Here is a 17687-nt window from a genome sequence, read left to right as displayed (position 1 = left end):
ACCTCCGAAAGTCAGGATTTGGATGAAATGGACTGCCGGTAATCATTAGGTGTTATGCCTACATGTTTTTTAAATACTTTGCTAAAGTATTTTTCATTCTGATACCCTACACAATAAGCAATTTCATAAATTTTCAGAAAGGAATTTTCGAGCAGCTTCATGGCTTTTTCCATTCGGATAGCTGTAAGATAATCCGTTAATGTTGAATCATAATTCTGTTTGAATTTTCTTGAGATATACTCCCTGCTGAGATAGAACCTGTCTGCAATTTGCTGAAGGGTGATATCTTCCTGATAATGGCTTTGCAGATATTCTTCAATCCTCTGTATACTGTTTTTCTCTTTCTGATATTTCGCGCGGGACAGAAGATTGACCAACTCCCTGAAATCTTCAGTTTTTTCTTTCTTGAATTTTTCAAGAGAGAAAGAACCGTCTTCTTTCCAGTAATCCTGTCTTACAATCATTGGAATTTCTCTGTTTATCTCGTATTCTTTTATCCAATTATTTTTTAACAGCTTGAATTGGGTATCCCAGCTGTCGATTTGTTCAAGTGAGTATGTGAACTTTTCTTGGACTAAATGGAACAGTGAGCTGACTTGTGAATTGACTTGTTCAAAGCTCCCGGATTGAATCGCCCATTTCAGTTCATTAGAATGATCAAGGAGATGAAACAGAGTCCTGTTTGAAATCTCCTGATCTGTGACTACTCTTTTTAAGGATAGAAGATCATGCTTCCTCAAAATGATATGTGAAGAGGAATAGGCTTCTTTCACGCTGTGTGAATTTGAGCCAAGAGCGGCTAAGGGCCGTACCTTGCTGCAATGATAGATGGCTGTACAAATATCACGAAGAAGAAGCGGAGCATTCTGCTCATTCCATATTAAAATCACCAGTTCCTCTCCATTATGGATATTTCTGAAACAGACACCTTCATTATTTTTTCTCAGCCATTCATTAGCAATGTTGCTCAAGGTGAAAACAGCCAGTTCTTCTTCGCCTTGAAAGGCCTTCATTGCCAACGGTTTGATAGGCATCAAGGCAATCCTTTTTTCCATATCCCCTAATGATAGGCCAAATTCAGTATTGATCCTGTTCTCTGCGGCAGCTGAAAGATCTCCCGTAAGGCAAAGCCTGGAGAACAGTCGATCCCAATAAAGGGGTTTGGCTTCATTTAGAACCTGGCTTTCTTCTACTTGATTTTTTCTTGAACGGGCCTGTTCCTTCCACTCGTTCACGGCTTTCCCCAAAGCTTCGTTCAATATTTCCGGTTCAATCGGTTTAAGGATGTAATCAAAGCTCTTATAGTAAAGAGCGTTCCTCATATATTCATAATCATCATGGCCGCTCACAACAATCGTTTTACTGCGGAGCCCGCATGAATGCAGCCACTTCAGCAGACTTATGCCATCCCGGCGCGGCATCCTCATATCAGTAAAGATGATGGCCGGACGATGCTTCTTAATCAGTTCAACAGCTTCCTCTCCATCTTCTGCTTCTAAAATCGTATCAATTCCATGCTGTTCCCATTCACCCAGCAACTTCAGCCCATCCCTGACATGCCTTTCATCATCAATGATGATGGCCTTCATGATCATCACCATCCATCCTCACGGGCAGCCTCATGGTGACTCTGAACCCACCGCCTTCTATGTTCATAAAATCAAGGCTTGCCTGTTGATTGTAGTAAAGCATCAGCCTCATATAAACGTTCTTCAACCCAATGCTAGTATTCGGACCTGAGTGATTCTTTACGTCTGTTTTAAAGTGATCGTGAATCTCTTCAAGCTTTTCCTTTGTCACCCCTGCCCCATTATCTTCAATCATGACGATTAGGTCCTCCTCCTTCATCAGACATGTTAAAGTGATTTGTCCAATGCCTTCCCTACTATCAAAACCATGCTTGAAATAATTTTCTATAATCGGCTGCAGAAGCATCTTGGGTATTTGTGCTTCCTTTATTTCTTCTTCAACAACTATTGAATATTCAAGGTGAGCGCCAAATCGTTCTTTTTGTAAAAGAAGGTAGGCTCGGGTATAACTGATTTCCTTACTGAGCGGAACGATGTCTTCTTCCATATCCATTCCATATCTCATGATTTTGGAAAGGTGGGTGATCAAGGTGTAAATCTGAGGCACCTTATTTTTTAAAGCAACCGTGCCGATTGATTGCAGGGCATTATATAAAAAGTGCGGATTGATTTGCGATTGCAGGACCTTCAGCTGATTGGTCTTATTCTCCAATTCTAATTTGTATTCCCTGTTAATCAATTGATTGATTCTCCCGATCATCTGTTGAAACCGCGAACCAAGAAGCCCTATTTCATCTGTGCCGAAAGATTGTGATTCAATCTTCATATCCCCTTTTTCAACCTGCTGGATATTATGAAGAAGGACACGGATTGGAGAAGTGATCTTAAAGGATACGAACAGTATCGACAGGATGACAAGCGAAAGGCCTATAATACCAAACAGGATGTTGATTTTGGCTACACTAAACGCACTCTCGTAAAGGTTCGCATAGGAGACCCTTTTTACCAAGATCCAGCCGCCGGCAGACGGAGATAAACGATCATACATCATCACTCCATTAAAGGAATCCTCTTTCCATTCAAGTGTACCTGATCCTTCTTCCGCATCAGCAATCTTGGATATCCATGCCTGGCTATTCTGTTTACGGGCCATATCCCTGCTGGAACTATAGATCATCTCACCTTCAGAAGTCAGGAGATAAAATTCTTCCGTTTCGGTGTTGTACAAATTCCTGCTCAGATCCAGGATCTTGTCGGGAACAATTTCCATTGAGATATATGACAGAACTTCATCATTAGGCACATTCGTAAAAGCTCTATGAATGGTGATAATATTCCTTGATTGCTTCCCCCCTTCTTCCTGCTGTGGATAAGAAGGTTCAATATACATGTTATATGGATTCCGCTTGGCCTTCATAAAAACATCATGCATTGCCTCTTCATTCCTGGTAGTAAAAACAACTGTCGTATGCTTGGTAGCGGTGATGACACGTTCATCCTTCGCGAAGGATATGCTGACTTTATTAATTGTATCTTCCGTATAAAGAATTGTTTGCACAACATTTTTGACCATTCCAGTGGTAAGGTAATTACTCTCATTCCCCGGCGATTTCAAATAATTGATGAAATCAGGATTATTATAGAGTGAAAGTGTCAAACTGTTTAACTCGTTAATATAGTTTTCCAGATTGATTTTTCCTTGATAGAGCAGGTTGCTGCTTTCCTGGATGACCTCTTCCTCGATTGAATTCTTCGTATATAGGTATGTAATGATGATGGAACTGCCAAAAGGAATAATCGTGGTGACCATTAACAGGATAATCAACTTGTTCCGGATACTATTCTTTAACATAAAAGTGATCCCCCAATACTCATATATACTAGTATAGAGTGTATCACGGCAGTATTGAAAGCGCTTTTTCAGGAACTGCTTCAAGATATAAACAGAAAGCATGCCTGTGAAAGACATGCTCTCTATTTTTTCACTTCAAGTTGTCCCAAGTCGTCTGGAAACGCTCAAGCAATGTATCATAATCGATTTTTCCTGCAGCATATTCCTGGATAGCCGCAGCGAATTCTTTGTTGGCACCATCCGGCCATCTGAACCAAGTCCAAGGGATGGTGTTTTCTTCTTTAGAATATTCAAGAATGGATTGCCCCAGATCACCCAAACCGGCAGGCTCAATATTGTCAAACGCCGGAATGAACGCAAACTCTTCTGTGATATAGCCTTTACCTGTTTCAGAAGTAACCATCCATTCCAAGAATGTTTTCGCTTCTTCAAGGTGTTCGGAATTCTTATTCAATACCCAGTTATTCGGCACCCCTACAGGCAGTCGGTCTGCATTGCTTTCATCATTGCTGATGGGGATAGGAAGGAAGCCCATGTTGATGTCAGGATTAATCTCAGTAATCATATTTTCAGTCCAATTCCCCTGCTGAAGCATAGCGGTCTCCCCGGATGCAAAAAGTGTCACTTGTGTATTGTAGTCTGTAGTCAATGGATTATCGTTTGCATACTTCAACTCCGTATCAAGGACCTCTTTAAATTCCTTGAATTTCTCATTGCCGGTGATTTTTTCAGATCCATCATAAAGACCCTCAATGAATGCTACAGGGTCCTCCTGCTGGGCAAATGGAATGTTCAGCAAATGCTGTCCGATTACCCACCACTCACCGTAACCCGCAGAGAATGGAGTGATACCGGCTGTTTTTAATTTTTCAGAAGCGGCTTTCAATTCATCGATTGTTGCAGGCGGTTCTGAAACACCTGCTTTCTCAAATAAATCTTTATTGTAGACAAATCCATATCCTTCGAGATTTACAGGCATTCCATAAAGCTTGCCGTCTTCATCAGTCATAGGAACTTTACCTATAGGAAGAACGTGATCAACCCAAGGCTCTCCTGATAGATCTGCCAATTTTTCTTTCCACAGTTCCAACTCTTTAAATCCGCCGTTATTGAAGATATCCGGCTCTTCACCAGAAGCAAACTTTGCCTTCAGCGCTGCACCGTAATCAGCACCGCCCCCGACAGTTTCAAGTTTAACTTTGATGTCTGGATGCTCAGCTTCAAATTCTTTGATCATTTCAGCAAGCTGATCGGCAATTTCCACTTTGAACTGAAAGAAATTCAGGGTAACGACATCATCTCCTGAAGTGGTATCCCCATCTGAATTACCTGAACTGTTTTCAGAAGAAGAGCATCCGGCAGCAATACCGAATACAAATGCGAAAGACATACATAAAAGCAGAAAACGTTTCATAAATGGTTTGACCTCCCTGGTACTTAGTATTATTTTATATAAATTCCCGGAGTTTACCAGGACCTTTATATCTACTTAATGGATCCTGCCGCAATTCCCTTAATAATATGTTTTTGTAGAAATAGGAAGAAGATGATGATTGGCGTAATACCCAGTACCAGTGCCGCAAGTCCCATATCCCATTGTTTTGTATATTGGGCAAAGAATGAGCTTGCTGCCAAAGGAATCGTCCTCAATTCAGCATCTTGCAATACCAACAGAGGCAGCAGATAGTCATTCCAGATCCACAGTGTGTTCAGGATGATGACCGTAACGGTAATCGGTTTTAGGAGCGGAAAAACGATCCGCCAAAATACCCCGAATGGGCTGCAGCCATCAATCATCGCAGATTCCTCGATTTCCACCGGAACTGTTTTTACAAACCCGTGGTAAAGGAACAATGATAGTGGAACGCCAAAGCCGAAATACATGATGATAAGGCCATGAAGGCTGTTGGTCAGAAGTAGAGCGCCTCCCAGCTTCATGAGCGGAATCATCACTGTCTGGAAGGGGATCACCATCGCGGAGACAAACAGGATAAATAAAAGCTTGCTGAACTTGCCTGGCGTCCTTACCATTTTCCACGCGGCCATGGAGCTGATAATGACCAAACCTATATTGCTGAATAACGTTATGATCAGTGAGTTCCAGAAGGCTTTGGGAAAATTGATGACTTCCCATACCTTTATATAATTGGAGAAAAGGAACTCTTCCGGCCATGCAGCAGCATCTATCAATATTGCAGCAAAAGGCTTAACAGAATTGACCAGTACAAAGTAAAAAGGGATAAGAAAGATGAGCCCGATTGTAACTCCAATGATTTCCAGAACAAATGTCCTTTTCGTATAGCGGCTGCCCATTACGCCTCAACCTCCTTCTTCTTCGTCAGCATCACTTGAGCAGTCGTAAAGACAGCTACTACCACAAAGAACAGGATGGATTTCGCTGTACCCAAGCCATAACGGTTATTTTGGAATGCCTCCTGATAAATGTTAATGGCAACTGATTGAGTGGAATTGAATGGCCCACCTCCAGTCAGGGAGATATTCAAGTCAAAAATCTTGAATGCCATAGAAATTGTCAGGAAGAAACATATTGTAAATGCAGGCAGAATCAACGGGATAATAATTTTTGTCAGTACAGCCCAGCTTGAAGCCCCGTCTATTTTCGCTGCCTCCAATAAGGATGTATCCACTCCTTGAAGTGCTGCTACATAAATTACCATCATATAACCGCTGATCTGCCAGGCGAAGACAATGACAATCCCCCAAAACGCTGTCGTCTCATCCCCAAGCCATGGCATCTTGAAGAATCCGAGACCTGTCATATTTCCTACCGAGGCGAACCCTTTGACGAAGATGAACTGCCAGATAAAACCGAGCAGCAGCCCTCCGATCACATTCGGGATGAAAAATACTGTCCTTAATATATTTCTTGTTTTCAATGCTGCAGTCAGAAGAAGGGCAAAGCTGAACCCGATCAGGTTACTGATCACAACAGCTGCCAGCATAAACTTAGTTGTAAATTTGAATGATTCATAGAAAGCTGTGTCATTTGTGAAAATCTTTGTGTAGTTTTCAAACCCTACCCATTGAACAGCAGAACTGACTCCATTCCATGATGTAAACGAATAATAAAGCCCCATTAAGAATGGAATGATCTGAATCACCAGAAAAAAAAGCAGAGCAGGCCCTACAAACGCTGCATAGATAAGAATGCTCTTGTACTTTACCTTTTTCTTCGCTGCTCTGTTAAGCTGCCTCTTTGGGCTCACAGGTTCTGTTTCGATCTTTGTCTTCACTAGCATCACCGCCTTTAAATGAATTTCTTTCCTAAAGTATAATGGAAGCGCTTTCTAGTAAGGGTATACAATATTGACAAGGAAGGAGCACTATTGTGATTAGTTGGGAGTTGGTCTCTTAAATTGGTGACAGTCACTCCCCGAATCATGTTGGTTTTTGTCGAAAACAAGGGATCGGTTGAACGGATTCCTTCCATAAAAGACAGGGGCAGATCAGAGGGAGTTGGCTGGATAATTGCTGCAGGAAGCTATTCACAGAGAACTTGGTATGATAGTGTAATTCCATTTAAATTTATGGTCTATATCAAAAGGAACAGCAAAAAAACCTTTCTCACAATGAGAAAGGTTTGAGTTTGTATGTATGGAGCGGGTGAAGGGAATCGAACCCTCATCATCAGCTTGGAAGGCTGAGGTTTTACCACTAAACTACACCCGCAATATACATATGGTACCGGTGGCCGGGGTCGAACCGGCACTCCAGAAGGAACACGATTTTGAGTCGTGCGCGTCTGCCAATTCCGCCACACCGGCAAGTGTTTGGAGGCGGCAACCGGATTTGAACCGGTGATAGAGGTTTTGCAGACCTCTGCCTTACCACTTGGCTATGCCGCCATTGGAGCGGAAGACGGGATTCGAACCCGCGACCCCCACCTTGGCAAGGTGGTGTTCTACCACTGAACTACTTCCGCTTATTGGCTGGGCTAGCTGGATTCGAACCAACGCATGTCGCAGTCAAAGTGCGATGCCTTACCGCTTGGCTATAGCCCACTGATATAATTATATGCAATTAAGAACAAATTAGTGAAAACTTATGGGGCGACTGATGGGAATCGAACCCACGAATGTCGGAACCACAATCCGATGCGTTAACCACTTCGCCACAATCGCCATAAGCTAAATTGGCAGGGGTAGTAGGAATCGAACCCACACTGGAGGTTTTGGAGACCTCTGTTCTACCTTTAAACTATACCCCTATGAAATTATTTACTTTATAAAAGTGGTGGAGGGGGGCAGATTCGAACTGCCGAACCCGAAGGAGCGGATTTACAGTCCGCCGCGTTTAGCCACTTCGCTACCCCTCCATATATTCCCGATGGTGCCGGCAAGAGGACTTGAACCCCCAACCTACTGATTACAAGTCAGTTGCTCTACCAGTTGAGCTACACCGGCATTTTTAGAAAATGGTGGCTCAGGACGGAATCGAACCGCCGACACATGGATTTTCAGTCCATTGCTCTACCAACTGAGCTACTGAGCCGTAATAGTTTCGGCTTCCGCTAAACTTTAAATCTCTTCGTCAGTTCCATCGCTCATATCCTCACGCACCTCCAGTGCGCTCCGGTATTCGCTCAGTCACTTCCTTGACCTTTTCGTTTATCGAACCCCTCTTAGTTTGGACTAAGATCTTTTTAAAAATGGCGGTCCGGACGGGACTCGAACCCGCGACCTCCTGCGTGACAGGCAGGCATTCTAACCAACTGAACTACCGGACCAAAGATTTTTGCCGTTAGGCAAAATATCTATCCTTAACATAAGGAGCAAACCTATTTGTCAAGAATGGTATTGCGGGGGCAGGATTTGAACCTGCGACCTTCGGGTTATGAGCCCGACGAGCTACCGAACTGCTCCACCCCGCGACGATTTATAATAATGATTGAATGGTGGAGGATGACGGGATCGAACCGCCGACCCTCTGCTTGTAAGGCAGATGCTCTCCCAGCTGAGCTAATCCTCCATATTTTGTTTTGTGAGTTGGTGACCCGTACGGGATTCGAACCCGTGTTACCGCCGTGAAAGGGCGGTGTCTTAACCGCTTGACCAACGGGCCGTATGTATAATGGCGGAGAGCAAGGGATTTGAACCCTTGAGACAGGGTTACCCGCCTACACGATTTCCAATCGTGCTCCTTCGGCCACTCGGACAGCTCTCCATTTTTTGGCTCCGCAGGCAGGACTCGAACCTGCGACCGATCGGTTAACAGCCGATAGCTCTACCACTGAGCTACTGCGGAATAATTCAGCCTGGCGACGTCCTACTCTCACAGGGGGAAATCCCCCAACTACCATCGGCGCTGAAGAGCTTAACTTCCGTGTTCGGCATGGGAACGGGTGTGACCTCTTCGCCTTTGTCACCAGACAATGTCTTTTTTAAGGACAAGTTCTATTATATCGAGTTATATAATTTTTTCAAGTCTTTTTTTAAAAAATCTTTTAAAATTATTCACTCAAAACTAGATAAAGGTCATGAAGAATCAGAAAGGATTCCGAATTTCGCTATTTTGCAATCCAGCTCCGGCGGCTATTAAAAGCCGCCTGCGCTTTTTAACGTGGTTAAGTCCTCGATCGATTAGTATCTGTCAGCTGCACGTGTCGCCACGCTTCCACCTCAGACCTATCTACCTGATCATCTTTCAGGGATCTTACTCACATAAAGTGATGGGAAATCTCATCTCGAGGGGGGCTTCATGCTTAGATGCTTTCAGCACTTATCCCTTCCGCACATAGCTACCCAGCGATGCCTTTGGCAAGACAACTGGTACACCAGCGGTGCGTCCATCCCGGTCCTCTCGTACTAAGGACAGCTCCTCTCAAATTTCCTGCGCCCACGACGGATAGGGACCGAACTGTCTCACGACGTTCTGAACCCAGCTCGCGTACCGCTTTAATGGGCGAACAGCCCAACCCTTGGGACCGACTACAGCCCCAGGATGCGATGAGCCGACATCGAGGTGCCAAACCTCCCCGTCGATGTGGACTCTTGGGGGAGATAAGCCTGTTATCCCCGGGGTAGCTTTTATCCGTTGAGCGATGGCCCTTCCATGCGGAACCACCGGATCACTAAGCCCGACTTTCGTCCCTGCTCGACTTGTAGGTCTCGCAGTCAAGCTCCCTTGTGCCTTTACACTCTGCGAATGATTTCCAACCATTCTGAGGGAACCTTTGGGCGCCTCCGTTACTCTTTAGGAGGCGACCGCCCCAGTCAAACTGCCCACCTGACACTGTCTCCCACCCCGATCAGGGGCGCGGGTTAGAAGTTCAACACAGCCAGGGTAGTATCCCACCAGCGCCTCCACCGAAGCTGGCGCTCCGGTTTCCAAGGCTCCTACCTATCCTGTACAAGCTGTGCCAAAATTCAATATCAGGCTACAGTAAAGCTCCACGGGGTCTTTCCGTCCTGTCGCGGGTAACCTGCATCTTCACAGGTACTATAATTTCACCGAGTCTCTCGTTGAGACAGTGCCCAGATCGTTGCGCCTTTCGTGCGGGTCGGAACTTACCCGACAAGGAATTTCGCTACCTTAGGACCGTTATAGTTACGGCCGCCGTTTACTGGGGCTTCGGTTCGCACCTTCGCTTGCGCTAAGCACTCCCCTTAACCTTCCAGCACCGGGCAGGCGTCAGCCCCTATACTTCGCCTTACGGCTTCGCAGAGACCTGTGTTTTTGCTAAACAGTCGCCTGGGCCTATTCACTGCGGCTCTCTCGGGCTTGCACCCTACCAGAGCACCCCTTCTCCCGAAGTTACGGGGTCATTTTGCCGAGTTCCTTAACGAGAGTTCTCTCGCTCACCTTAGGATTCTCTCCTCGCCTACCTGTGTCGGTTTGCGGTACGGGCACCTTTTTCCTCGCTAGAGGCTTTTCTTGGCAGTGTGGAATCAGGAACTTCGGTACTATATTTCCCTCGCTGTCACAGCTCAGCCTTTATGGTGACGGGATTTGCCTCATCACCAGCCTAACTGCTTAGACGCGCATATCCAACAGCGCGCTTACCCTATCCTCCTGCGTCCCCCCATCACTCAAACGGAAAAGAGGTGGTACAGGAATATCAACCTGTTATCCATCGCCTACGCCTTTCGGCCTCGGCTTAGGTCCCGACTAACCCTGAGCGGACGAGCCTTCCTCAGGAAACCTTAGGCATTCGGTGGACAGGATTCTCACCTGTCTTTCGCTACTCATACCGGCATTCTCACTTCTAAGCGCTCCACCAGTCCTTACGGTCCAGCTTCTCAGCCCTTAGAACGCTCTCCTACCACTGACACCAAATGGTGTCAATCCACAGCTTCGGTGATACGTTTAGCCCCGGTACATTTTCGGCGCAGAGTCACTCGACCAGTGAGCTATTACGCACTCTTTAAATGGTGGCTGCTTCTAAGCCAACATCCTGGTTGTCTAAGCAACTCCACATCCTTTTCCACTTAACGTATACTTTGGGACCTTAGCTGGTGGTCTGGGCTGTTTCCCTTTCGACTACGGATCTTATCACTCGCAGTCTGACTCCCATGGATAAGTCTTTGGCATTCGGAGTTTGTCTGAATTCGGTAACCCGATGAGGGCCCCTAGTCCAAACAGTGCTCTACCTCCAAGACTCTTACTACATGAGGCTAGCCCTAAAGCTATTTCGGAGAGAACCAGCTATCTCCAAGTTCGATTGGAATTTCTCCGCTACCCACACCTCATCCCCGCACTTTTCAACGTGCGTGGGTTCGGGCCTCCATTCAGTGTTACCTGAACTTCACCCTGGACATGGGTAGATCACCTGGTTTCGGGTCTACGACCACATACTCATTCGCCCTATTCAGACTCGCTTTCGCTGCGGCTCCGTCTTTCCGACTTAACCTTGCATGGGATCGTAACTCGCCGGTTCATTCTACAAAAGGCACGCCATCACCCGTTAACGGGCTCTGACTACTTGTAGGCACACGGTTTCAGGTTCTATTTCACTCCCCTTCCGGGGTGCTTTTCACCTTTCCCTCACGGTACTGGTTCACTATCGGTCACTAGGGAGTATTTAGCCTTGGGAGATGGTCCTCCCAGCTTCCGACGGGATTTCTCGTGTCCCGCCGTACTCAGGATCCACTCAAGAGGGAACGAAGTTTCGACTACAGGGTTGTTACCTTCTGTGACGAGCCTTTCCAGACTTCTTCGTCTACTTCATTCCTTTGTAACTCCGTATAGAGTGTCCTACAACCCCAAGAGGCAAGCCTCTTGGTTTGGGCTAATCCCGTTTCGCTCGCCGCTACTCAGGGAATCGCGTTTGCTTTCTCTTCCTCCGGGTACTTAGATGTTTCAGTTCCCCGGGTCTGCCTTCCATACTCTATGTATTCAAGTATGGATACTGCACCATTACGTGCAGCGGGTTCCCCCATTCGGAAATCTCCGGATCAAAGCTTACTTACAGCTCCCCGAAGCATATCGGTGTTAGTCCCGTCCTTCATCGGCTCCTAGTGCCAAGGCATCCACCGTGCGCCCTTTCTAACTTAACCATCGGCGAACGATAAGCTTCGGATTGCGGCGTTGCCTTCGTTTCTTCCGCTGCTCATGTACGGTAAGGTACACTCCGCTGCTCAGAAACACGGGCGCCTTGCACTCCTCGCTTCTCCTTCACCTTAGTTTAAAACAATATCTCATAAGAGATATCCTAAAATGGCGAATTCTCGGTTCTTTCTTGACTTTCTTCATGACTATCTTTATCTAGTTTTCAAAGAACAATTATGGTTGGCTATTTTGCTTTCGCAAAAAGCCCTGATGGTCATCGCATTGAAAGGAACTCATAAAGCTCCGCTTCGCTGCGCGATGTTAATGAGGGTTATTTTCGCTGCGCGAAAAAACCTGATTGAACCATCAAAACTGAACAAAACAAAATCAACGCGTCACGTCTCATATATCCTTAGAAAGGAGGTGATCCAGCCGCACCTTCCGATACGGCTACCTTGTTACGACTTCACCCCAATCATCTGTCCCACCTTAGGCGGCTGGCTCCAAAAGGTTACCTCACCGACTTCGGGTGTTACAAACTCTCGTGGTGTGACGGGCGGTGTGTACAAGGCCCGGGAACGTATTCACCGCGGCATGCTGATCCGCGATTACTAGCGATTCCAGCTTCATGCAGGCGAGTTGCAGCCTGCAATCCGAACTGAGAACGGTTTTATGGGATTTGCTAAACCTCGCGGTCTTGCTGCCCTTTGTACCGTCCATTGTAGCACGTGTGTAGCCCAGGTCATAAGGGGCATGATGATTTGACGTCATCCCCACCTTCCTCCGGTTTGTCACCGGCAGTCATCTTAGAGTGCCCAACTGAATGCTGGCAACTAAGATCAAGGGTTGCGCTCGTTGCGGGACTTAACCCAACATCTCACGACACGAGCTGACGACAACCATGCACCACCTGTCACTCTGTCCCCCGAAGGGGAACGCCCTATCTCTAGGGTTGTCAGAGGATGTCAAGACCTGGTAAGGTTCTTCGCGTTGCTTCGAATTAAACCACATGCTCCACCGCTTGTGCGGGCCCCCGTCAATTCCTTTGAGTTTCAGTCTTGCGACCGTACTCCCCAGGCGGAGTGCTTAATGCGTTAGCTGCAGCACTAAAGGGCGGAAACCCTCTAACACTTAGCACTCATCGTTTACGGCGTGGACTACCAGGGTATCTAATCCTGTTTGCTCCCCACGCTTTCGCGCCTCAGCGTCAGTTACAGACCAGAAAGTCGCCTTCGCCACTGGTGTTCCTCCACATATCTACGCATTTCACCGCTACACGTGGAATTCCACTTTCCTCTTCTGTACTCAAGTCCCCCAGTTTCCAATGACCCTCCACGGTTGAGCCGTGGGCTTTCACATCAGACTTAAGAGACCGCCTGCGCGCGCTTTACGCCCAATAATTCCGGACAACGCTTGCCACCTACGTATTACCGCGGCTGCTGGCACGTAGTTAGCCGTGGCTTTCTGGTTAGGTACCGTCAAGGTGCCGCCCTATTCGAACGGCACTTGTTCTTCCCTAACAACAGAGCTTTACGATCCGAAAACCTTCATCACTCACGCGGCGTTGCTCCGTCAGACTTTCGTCCATTGCGGAAGATTCCCTACTGCTGCCTCCCGTAGGAGTCTGGGCCGTGTCTCAGTCCCAGTGTGGCCGATCACCCTCTCAGGTCGGCTACGCATCGTCGCCTTGGTGAGCCGTTACCTCACCAACTAGCTAATGCGCCGCGGGTCCATCTGTAAGTGGTAGCCGAAGCCACCTTTCCACCCTTCCTCATGTGAGGAAAGGAACTATCCGGTATTAGCCCCGGTTTCCCGGAGTTATCCCAGTCTTACAGGCAGGTTACCCACGTGTTACTCACCCGTCCGCCGCTGACTTCAGGGAGCAAGCTCCCATCCGTCCGCTCGACTTGCATGTATTAGGCACGCCGCCAGCGTTCGTCCTGAGCCAGGATCAAACTCTCCGAAAGAAGTTTGACTTGCTCATTTGCTAATTAAAGTGTTAGCAACTTTGTAAGAATCAAGTTCTTACTAGATTAACATTGACGTTTTGTCTTGTTTTGTTCAGTTTTCAAGGTTCAATTTGCGTCGCTCGTTTTTGGCGACTTTATTATCTTAACACCTGATTGTTATCTCGTCAATAACTTTTTTGAAGTTTTTTAAGAGATTTTTCAAGGTGTTAATTTGTGAAACTCAGTCGCTGCCAACCAAAAATATCATTTCGTTCAGCAGCGACGTTTATTAATATAACAAGGATATATTCAGAAGTCAACAGATTTATAATATTTTAATATAACTTTTTTGGAACTCTGTAATATCTATGGAAAAGCCCCTGCCCTTTGGTTTCAACATTGACTGTTTCCAATACGCTTTTTTCAGTCAGATACTCTATAAGAACACTTAAATCCACTGAATATGGTTTGATTTCTTCCTGTTCCTGAAGCTCATTAAAACTCCATTGATCTTTTTCAACCATTATACTGATCAAGTGCTCCGAACCTGTCTTCAGTCTCGAATGGATAAGGAATTCACTTGCCAGAAATAATAGTTCAAGCCTCTTCTCCAGGTTTTCTTCACTGTTGATCAATTCCTCGTAGAGTTTGAAAATCTCCGGCTCAATTTGTTTCACCTGATTCCATACTGTCACCTCGGGATGGAACCCATTTTCAATTACCGCCAGCCTGGCAAGGTGATGCAGGGAATGGACTACATGGTTATACGCGTCCAGATAATGCTTGTTTTCAAAGAATGCCTTTCCGTCTAGATACCTTCTGATCAGTTTAGAGAATTCCAGCCCTATTTTAATCTTTCTTCCATAGAACGGGAAGTCCCTCAGTTCCATTTTCAAATTGCTGATATACTCATTTCTGTCAAAAATGATCTTTCCATTAAACAGCCATTCAACGATCTTTCTGTTTGTACCAAGCAGCATCCATTGTTTTAACTGATCTTCACTTACGATATGCAGGGCCGCTTTTTGCTGTTCATAGGAATAGTGCTTGATGAAAACGGGAGTTCCCGATTCCTTCACTATGATCAGTAACACAATATCAAACGTATCTGTGAGCGGACTTGCTTTTTGACGCTGGTCAACCATCAGAACTCCCAAAGTATTCGGCTGGCTCGCTCTTTCCTGGTATATGGGTCGTAAAATATCCTCCATTGCAATTCCTCCACTTACTTACTTTCATTGGAATACTATTTCGACAACAAAGAAAAAATTCCTCCCTCTATTGTAGTCAAATTTCGACAAAATCAAATCTAAAACACTCATTCCCAAGTAAATATGGTATAGTATTTTTTTAGGAGGGACAATAATGGCCAAAAAATATTCCAGTAAAATCAATAAAATCCGCACATTTGCATTAAGTCTAATTTTCATCGGCTTCATTATTATGTATGGCGGGATATTCTTTAGAGAACACCCTATTGTTATGACAATCTTCATGCTCCTCGGATTGCTAGCCATCATCGGAAGTACTGTGGTTTATTTCTGGATCGGAATGCTCTCCACAAAAGCGGTCCAGGTTGTATGCCCGAATTGCGGAAAGCCGACCAAGGTCCTCGGCCGTGTTGACATGTGCATGTATTGCAACGAGCCGCTGACACTGGACAAAGGACTTGAAGGAAAAGAATTCAACGAAGATTATAATAAGAAGGGTGAAACCCATTCTAAATAAAAAAAAGAATTGCCGGGCAGCCCGGCAATTCTTTTTTTTATTGTTCTTTATTCGTACTGCAATTATCGCAGATTCCGTATATCTCCATCCTGTGATTGCGGACTTTGAAACCAGTGACGTGTGAAGCCAGTTGCTCAACTTCATCCAATCCCGGGTAGTGGAAGTCGACTATTCTTCCGCATTCATCGCAGATTACGTGATAGTGATCTGAGGTCACGTAATCAAAACGGCTTGATGCATCACCATATGTCAACTCTTTAACAAGTCCCACTTCCCTGAAAACCCGCAGGTTATTATAGACTGTCGCTACACTCATATTCGGGAACTTACCTTCTAATGCTTTATAAATATCATCAGCAGTTGGGTGCGCCATAGAATGTATCAGATATTCCAAAATCGCATGACGTTGGGGAGTAATACGGACTCCAGTTTCTTTCAGCGTGTCGATCGCTTCCTTCAATTGGACATCTGACATCGCCATGCACCTCTATTCCATAAAGATTCTTATTTTATAATGTTTATAATTAGTGTACTAACGAACGACCTGTTTTGTCAATAAATCACCTTAATTACCTTGGTGCAGATTCAGCTCTTTTTCACCAAGCTGGTTATTGATATACCTCGCAGCCACAAATAAAAAATCGGACAGGCGATTCAGATAAGACAGTACCAGCGGGCTGATTTCCTCATCAACACCGACCGCTTCCCTCTCTGCCCTGCGCACCACGGTCCGGGCAGTATGTAATGCCGCTCCTGCAGGATGACCGCCTGGAAGGATAAAATTGGATAAAGGAGATAATGCTGAATCCCATTTGTCGATTGTCATTTCAAGCTCGTCCACATCTTCTTTTCTTACTTTCCATTTTACTTCCTTCCCTGCCGGTGTTGCCAGTTCTGCGCCAACATGAAACAAGGTCGTCTGTATTTTATGAAAAACTGATTCAAACTCATCCCGTTCTTCAAAGTATTCATTTTTAATATAGCTTAACCCAAGGCCTATTAAAGAATTCGCTTCATCACACGTGCCATACGCTTCCACTCTCCTGTCTGCTTTTGAAACACGCTGCCCGTAAACGAGTGATGTTGTGCCCTTGTCACCTGTTTTTGTATAAATCTTCATACCTTAATACCCTCTTTCCGGATTGATTTGATTAATATAACTATTCCCTTTATTCATATAAGTTGTCAGGTTCTTTTTAAAAATGGCAAAAGACCGAGGTAAATACTGCATTGTTCTGCTGGAAAGGTGGGGGGTGATCGTTATTTTGTCCATACTCCAGAAGGGATGGTTGCTTTCGAGCGGCTCGGTTTCAAATACATCAAGAAACGCATGATCAAGTTCATTATTCTCAAGGGCTTCAATCAGGACTGAATCTTTAACCAGGTCCCCTCTACCTATATTTATGAATACTGCAGAGGTTTTCATACACCGAAAATGCTCTTTTTTCAGCAGATGCCTTGTTTCCCCGGTACTTGGAAGAATGGATATCACATAATCTGCTTGTTCAAGGACTGATCCCAAGTGTTCCAGTGTATACACGCTGTCAAAGTTCTCTATTTTCTTACCTCTCGTATTGATTCCAAAAACGTTCATTCTGAAGGCCTGGCCGAGCCTGGCAATTTCACTTCCTATAGCACCGGCACCGAGTATAAGAATGGTTTGTCCCGCAAGCTCCAATCCAGGGACTTCCCTCTCCCATAATCCCTGCTTTATTTCTTTCATTATTTTCGGGAACTGCTTTGCATGTTGAAGCATCAATCCAAACGAGAACTCAGCCATCGGGATAGCATGGATTCCTTTCACATTTGTAATGACAATTTCTTTTTCCCTTATGATTTGAAGGGGCATTAATTCCAATCCTGCTGACATTACCATGATCCAGCTCAGCTGCTTTGCCTGAATGATATGCTCATCCGTCAGGTCTTCCCCGAAGGTCACCAGCACTTCTGCATCAAGTATGGATTCCCCTGCAGAATGAATATCCTCGAAGAATTGAAACTCACAGGACGGGAAATCATCTTCTAATTCCAGCTTTAACTGTTCAGGCGGCTGGAATGTGAAAAGTATCTTCATCACTTCACCTCTGTTTGATTGGTGCATTTATATGAATATTTTATCAC

Annotated in this window: 10 protein-coding genes, 16 tRNA genes and 3 rRNA genes; 1 reads left to right on the top strand and 28 read right to left on the bottom strand. The window is 45.4% G+C overall.

The features are described from left to right. Positions 1 to 11: 11 nt before the first annotated feature. The 25 genes from AC4E8A_RS05560 to AC4E8A_RS05440 form a co-directional block, all read right to left on the bottom strand. Positions 12 to 1595: a response regulator transcription factor gene (locus AC4E8A_RS05560; RefSeq protein WP_490197285.1), complete on the bottom strand. Its 1584-nt coding sequence runs from the start codon at positions 1593 to 1595 to the stop codon at positions 12 to 14. Next, positions 1570 to 3381, bottom strand: coding sequence for a cache domain-containing sensor histidine kinase (locus tag AC4E8A_RS05555; protein WP_490197284.1), 1812 nt, complete (start codon positions 3379 to 3381; stop codon positions 1570 to 1572). The genes AC4E8A_RS05560 and AC4E8A_RS05555 overlap by 26 nt, the downstream gene beginning before the upstream one ends. A gap of 130 nt (positions 3382 to 3511) precedes the next feature. Next, positions 3512 to 4795, bottom strand: a complete 1284-nt coding sequence (locus AC4E8A_RS05550; RefSeq protein WP_490197283.1) for an ABC transporter substrate-binding protein — start codon at positions 4793 to 4795, stop codon at positions 3512 to 3514. Between the two features lie 71 nt (positions 4796 to 4866). Then, entirely contained in the window at positions 4867 to 5694 is an 828-nt protein-coding gene (locus tag AC4E8A_RS05545; protein ID WP_490197282.1) for a carbohydrate ABC transporter permease, read from the bottom strand. Next, positions 5694 to 6641 carry a carbohydrate ABC transporter permease gene (locus AC4E8A_RS05540; protein ID WP_490197281.1) on the bottom strand — a complete coding sequence of 316 codons (948 nt, stop codon included), beginning with the start codon at positions 6639 to 6641 and terminating at the stop codon, positions 5694 to 5696. The genes AC4E8A_RS05545 and AC4E8A_RS05540 overlap by 1 nt, the downstream gene beginning before the upstream one ends. A gap of 356 nt (positions 6642 to 6997) precedes the next feature. Continuing rightward, positions 6998 to 7071, bottom strand: a tRNA-Gly gene (locus AC4E8A_RS05535). A 10-nt stretch (positions 7072 to 7081) separates the two neighbouring features. Further along, a tRNA-Leu gene (locus tag AC4E8A_RS05530) sits at positions 7082 to 7166 on the bottom strand. Between the two features lie 7 nt (positions 7167 to 7173). After that, positions 7174 to 7247: transfer RNA gene (locus tag AC4E8A_RS05525), tRNA-Cys, on the bottom strand. Between the two features lie 2 nt (positions 7248 to 7249). Next, positions 7250 to 7324, bottom strand: a tRNA-Gly gene (locus AC4E8A_RS05520). Positions 7325 to 7328: 4 nt separating this feature from the next. Continuing rightward, positions 7329 to 7403, bottom strand: a tRNA-Gln gene (locus tag AC4E8A_RS05515). 44 nt (positions 7404 to 7447) lie between these two features. Continuing rightward, a tRNA-His gene (locus tag AC4E8A_RS05510) sits at positions 7448 to 7523 on the bottom strand. 12 nt (positions 7524 to 7535) lie between these two features. Beyond that, positions 7536 to 7609 (bottom strand) — tRNA-Trp (locus AC4E8A_RS05505). Between the two features lie 24 nt (positions 7610 to 7633). Further along, a tRNA-Tyr gene (locus AC4E8A_RS05500) sits at positions 7634 to 7717 on the bottom strand. Between the two features lie 12 nt (positions 7718 to 7729). Next, a tRNA-Thr gene (locus AC4E8A_RS05495) sits at positions 7730 to 7805 on the bottom strand. 12 nt (positions 7806 to 7817) lie between these two features. After that, positions 7818 to 7893: transfer RNA gene (locus AC4E8A_RS05490), tRNA-Phe, on the bottom strand. Between the two features lie 158 nt (positions 7894 to 8051). Continuing rightward, a tRNA-Asp gene (locus AC4E8A_RS05485) sits at positions 8052 to 8128 on the bottom strand. A gap of 70 nt (positions 8129 to 8198) precedes the next feature. Continuing rightward, positions 8199 to 8272, bottom strand: a tRNA-Met gene (locus tag AC4E8A_RS05480). Between the two features lie 22 nt (positions 8273 to 8294). Then, positions 8295 to 8370: transfer RNA gene (locus AC4E8A_RS05475), tRNA-Val, on the bottom strand. Positions 8371 to 8388: 18 nt separating this feature from the next. Further along, positions 8389 to 8463 (bottom strand) — tRNA-Glu (locus AC4E8A_RS05470). Positions 8464 to 8473: 10 nt separating this feature from the next. After that, positions 8474 to 8565: transfer RNA gene (locus AC4E8A_RS05465), tRNA-Ser, on the bottom strand. 6 nt (positions 8566 to 8571) lie between these two features. Next, positions 8572 to 8646, bottom strand: a tRNA-Asn gene (locus AC4E8A_RS05460). A gap of 8 nt (positions 8647 to 8654) precedes the next feature. Then, positions 8655 to 8771 (bottom strand): 5S ribosomal RNA (gene rrf, locus AC4E8A_RS05455). Positions 8772 to 8961: 190 nt separating this feature from the next. Next, positions 8962 to 11897: ribosomal RNA gene (locus tag AC4E8A_RS05450) — 23S ribosomal RNA — on the bottom strand. Between the two features lie 408 nt (positions 11898 to 12305). Beyond that, a 16S ribosomal RNA gene (locus AC4E8A_RS05445) occupies positions 12306 to 13856 on the bottom strand. Together the 16S, 23S and 5S rRNA genes with 16 tRNA genes alongside form the textbook arrangement of a ribosomal RNA operon. 317 nt (positions 13857 to 14173) lie before the next feature. Further along, a complete protein-coding gene (locus AC4E8A_RS05440) occupies positions 14174 to 15049 on the bottom strand; it encodes a nucleotidyltransferase-like protein (RefSeq protein WP_490197280.1) in 876 nt (291 codons plus the stop codon). A gap of 154 nt (positions 15050 to 15203) precedes the next feature. On the opposite strand from AC4E8A_RS05440, the gene AC4E8A_RS05435 reads away from it, so the two are divergent. Further along, positions 15204 to 15566, top strand: coding sequence for a YgzB family protein (locus tag AC4E8A_RS05435; RefSeq protein WP_490197279.1), 363 nt, complete (start codon positions 15204 to 15206; stop codon positions 15564 to 15566). A 37-nt stretch (positions 15567 to 15603) separates the two neighbouring features. On the opposite strand, the gene perR is transcribed toward AC4E8A_RS05435, so the two are convergent. From perR to AC4E8A_RS05420, 3 genes are all read right to left on the bottom strand, one after another. Continuing rightward, positions 15604 to 16041, bottom strand: a complete 438-nt coding sequence (gene perR, locus AC4E8A_RS05430) for a peroxide-responsive transcriptional repressor PerR (protein ID WP_490197278.1) — start codon at positions 16039 to 16041, stop codon at positions 15604 to 15606. Positions 16042 to 16131: 90 nt separating this feature from the next. Then, complete coding sequence (locus AC4E8A_RS05425; protein WP_490197277.1) at positions 16132 to 16686, bottom strand: cob(I)yrinic acid a,c-diamide adenosyltransferase; 555 nt, start codon at positions 16684 to 16686, stop codon at positions 16132 to 16134. A gap of 3 nt (positions 16687 to 16689) precedes the next feature. Then, positions 16690 to 17640 carry a D-2-hydroxyacid dehydrogenase gene (locus AC4E8A_RS05420; protein WP_490197276.1) on the bottom strand — a complete coding sequence of 317 codons (951 nt, stop codon included), beginning with the start codon at positions 17638 to 17640 and terminating at the stop codon, positions 16690 to 16692. Positions 17641 to 17687 lie beyond the last annotated feature (47 nt).

It is taken from the genome of Bacillus sp. SRL337, from assembly GCF_984799155.1.
Note: the sequence above shows the minus strand (reverse complement) of the source record. Positions and strands in the feature narration are given on the sequence as shown.

Excerpts from the sequence above, each read along its gene's own strand:
- AC4E8A_RS05545 (WP_490197282.1), bottom strand. The coding sequence starts at position 5,694 with ATGGGCAGCCGCTATACGAAAAGGACATTTGTTCTGGAAATCATTGGA.
- AC4E8A_RS05425 (WP_490197277.1), bottom strand. The coding sequence starts at position 16,686 with ATGAAGATTTATACAAAAACAGGTGACAAGGGCACAACATCACTCGTT.
- AC4E8A_RS05560 (WP_490197285.1), bottom strand. The coding sequence starts at position 1,595 with ATGATCATGAAGGCCATCATCATTGATGATGAAAGGCATGTCAGGGAT.
- AC4E8A_RS05540 (WP_490197281.1), bottom strand. The coding sequence starts at position 6,641 with ATGCTAGTGAAGACAAAGATCGAAACAGAACCTGTGAGCCCAAAGAGG.
- AC4E8A_RS05435 (WP_490197279.1), top strand. The coding sequence starts at position 15,204 with ATGGCCAAAAAATATTCCAGTAAAATCAATAAAATCCGCACATTTGCA.
- AC4E8A_RS05420 (WP_490197276.1), bottom strand. The coding sequence starts at position 17,640 with ATGAAGATACTTTTCACATTCCAGCCGCCTGAACAGTTAAAGCTGGAA.
- AC4E8A_RS05555 (WP_490197284.1), bottom strand. The coding sequence starts at position 3,381 with ATGTTAAAGAATAGTATCCGGAACAAGTTGATTATCCTGTTAATGGTC.
- AC4E8A_RS05440 (WP_490197280.1), bottom strand. The coding sequence starts at position 15,049 with ATGGAGGATATTTTACGACCCATATACCAGGAAAGAGCGAGCCAGCCG.
- perR (WP_490197278.1), bottom strand. The coding sequence starts at position 16,041 with ATGTCAGATGTCCAATTGAAGGAAGCGATCGACACGCTGAAAGAAACT.
- AC4E8A_RS05550 (WP_490197283.1), bottom strand. The coding sequence starts at position 4,795 with ATGAAACGTTTTCTGCTTTTATGTATGTCTTTCGCATTTGTATTCGGT.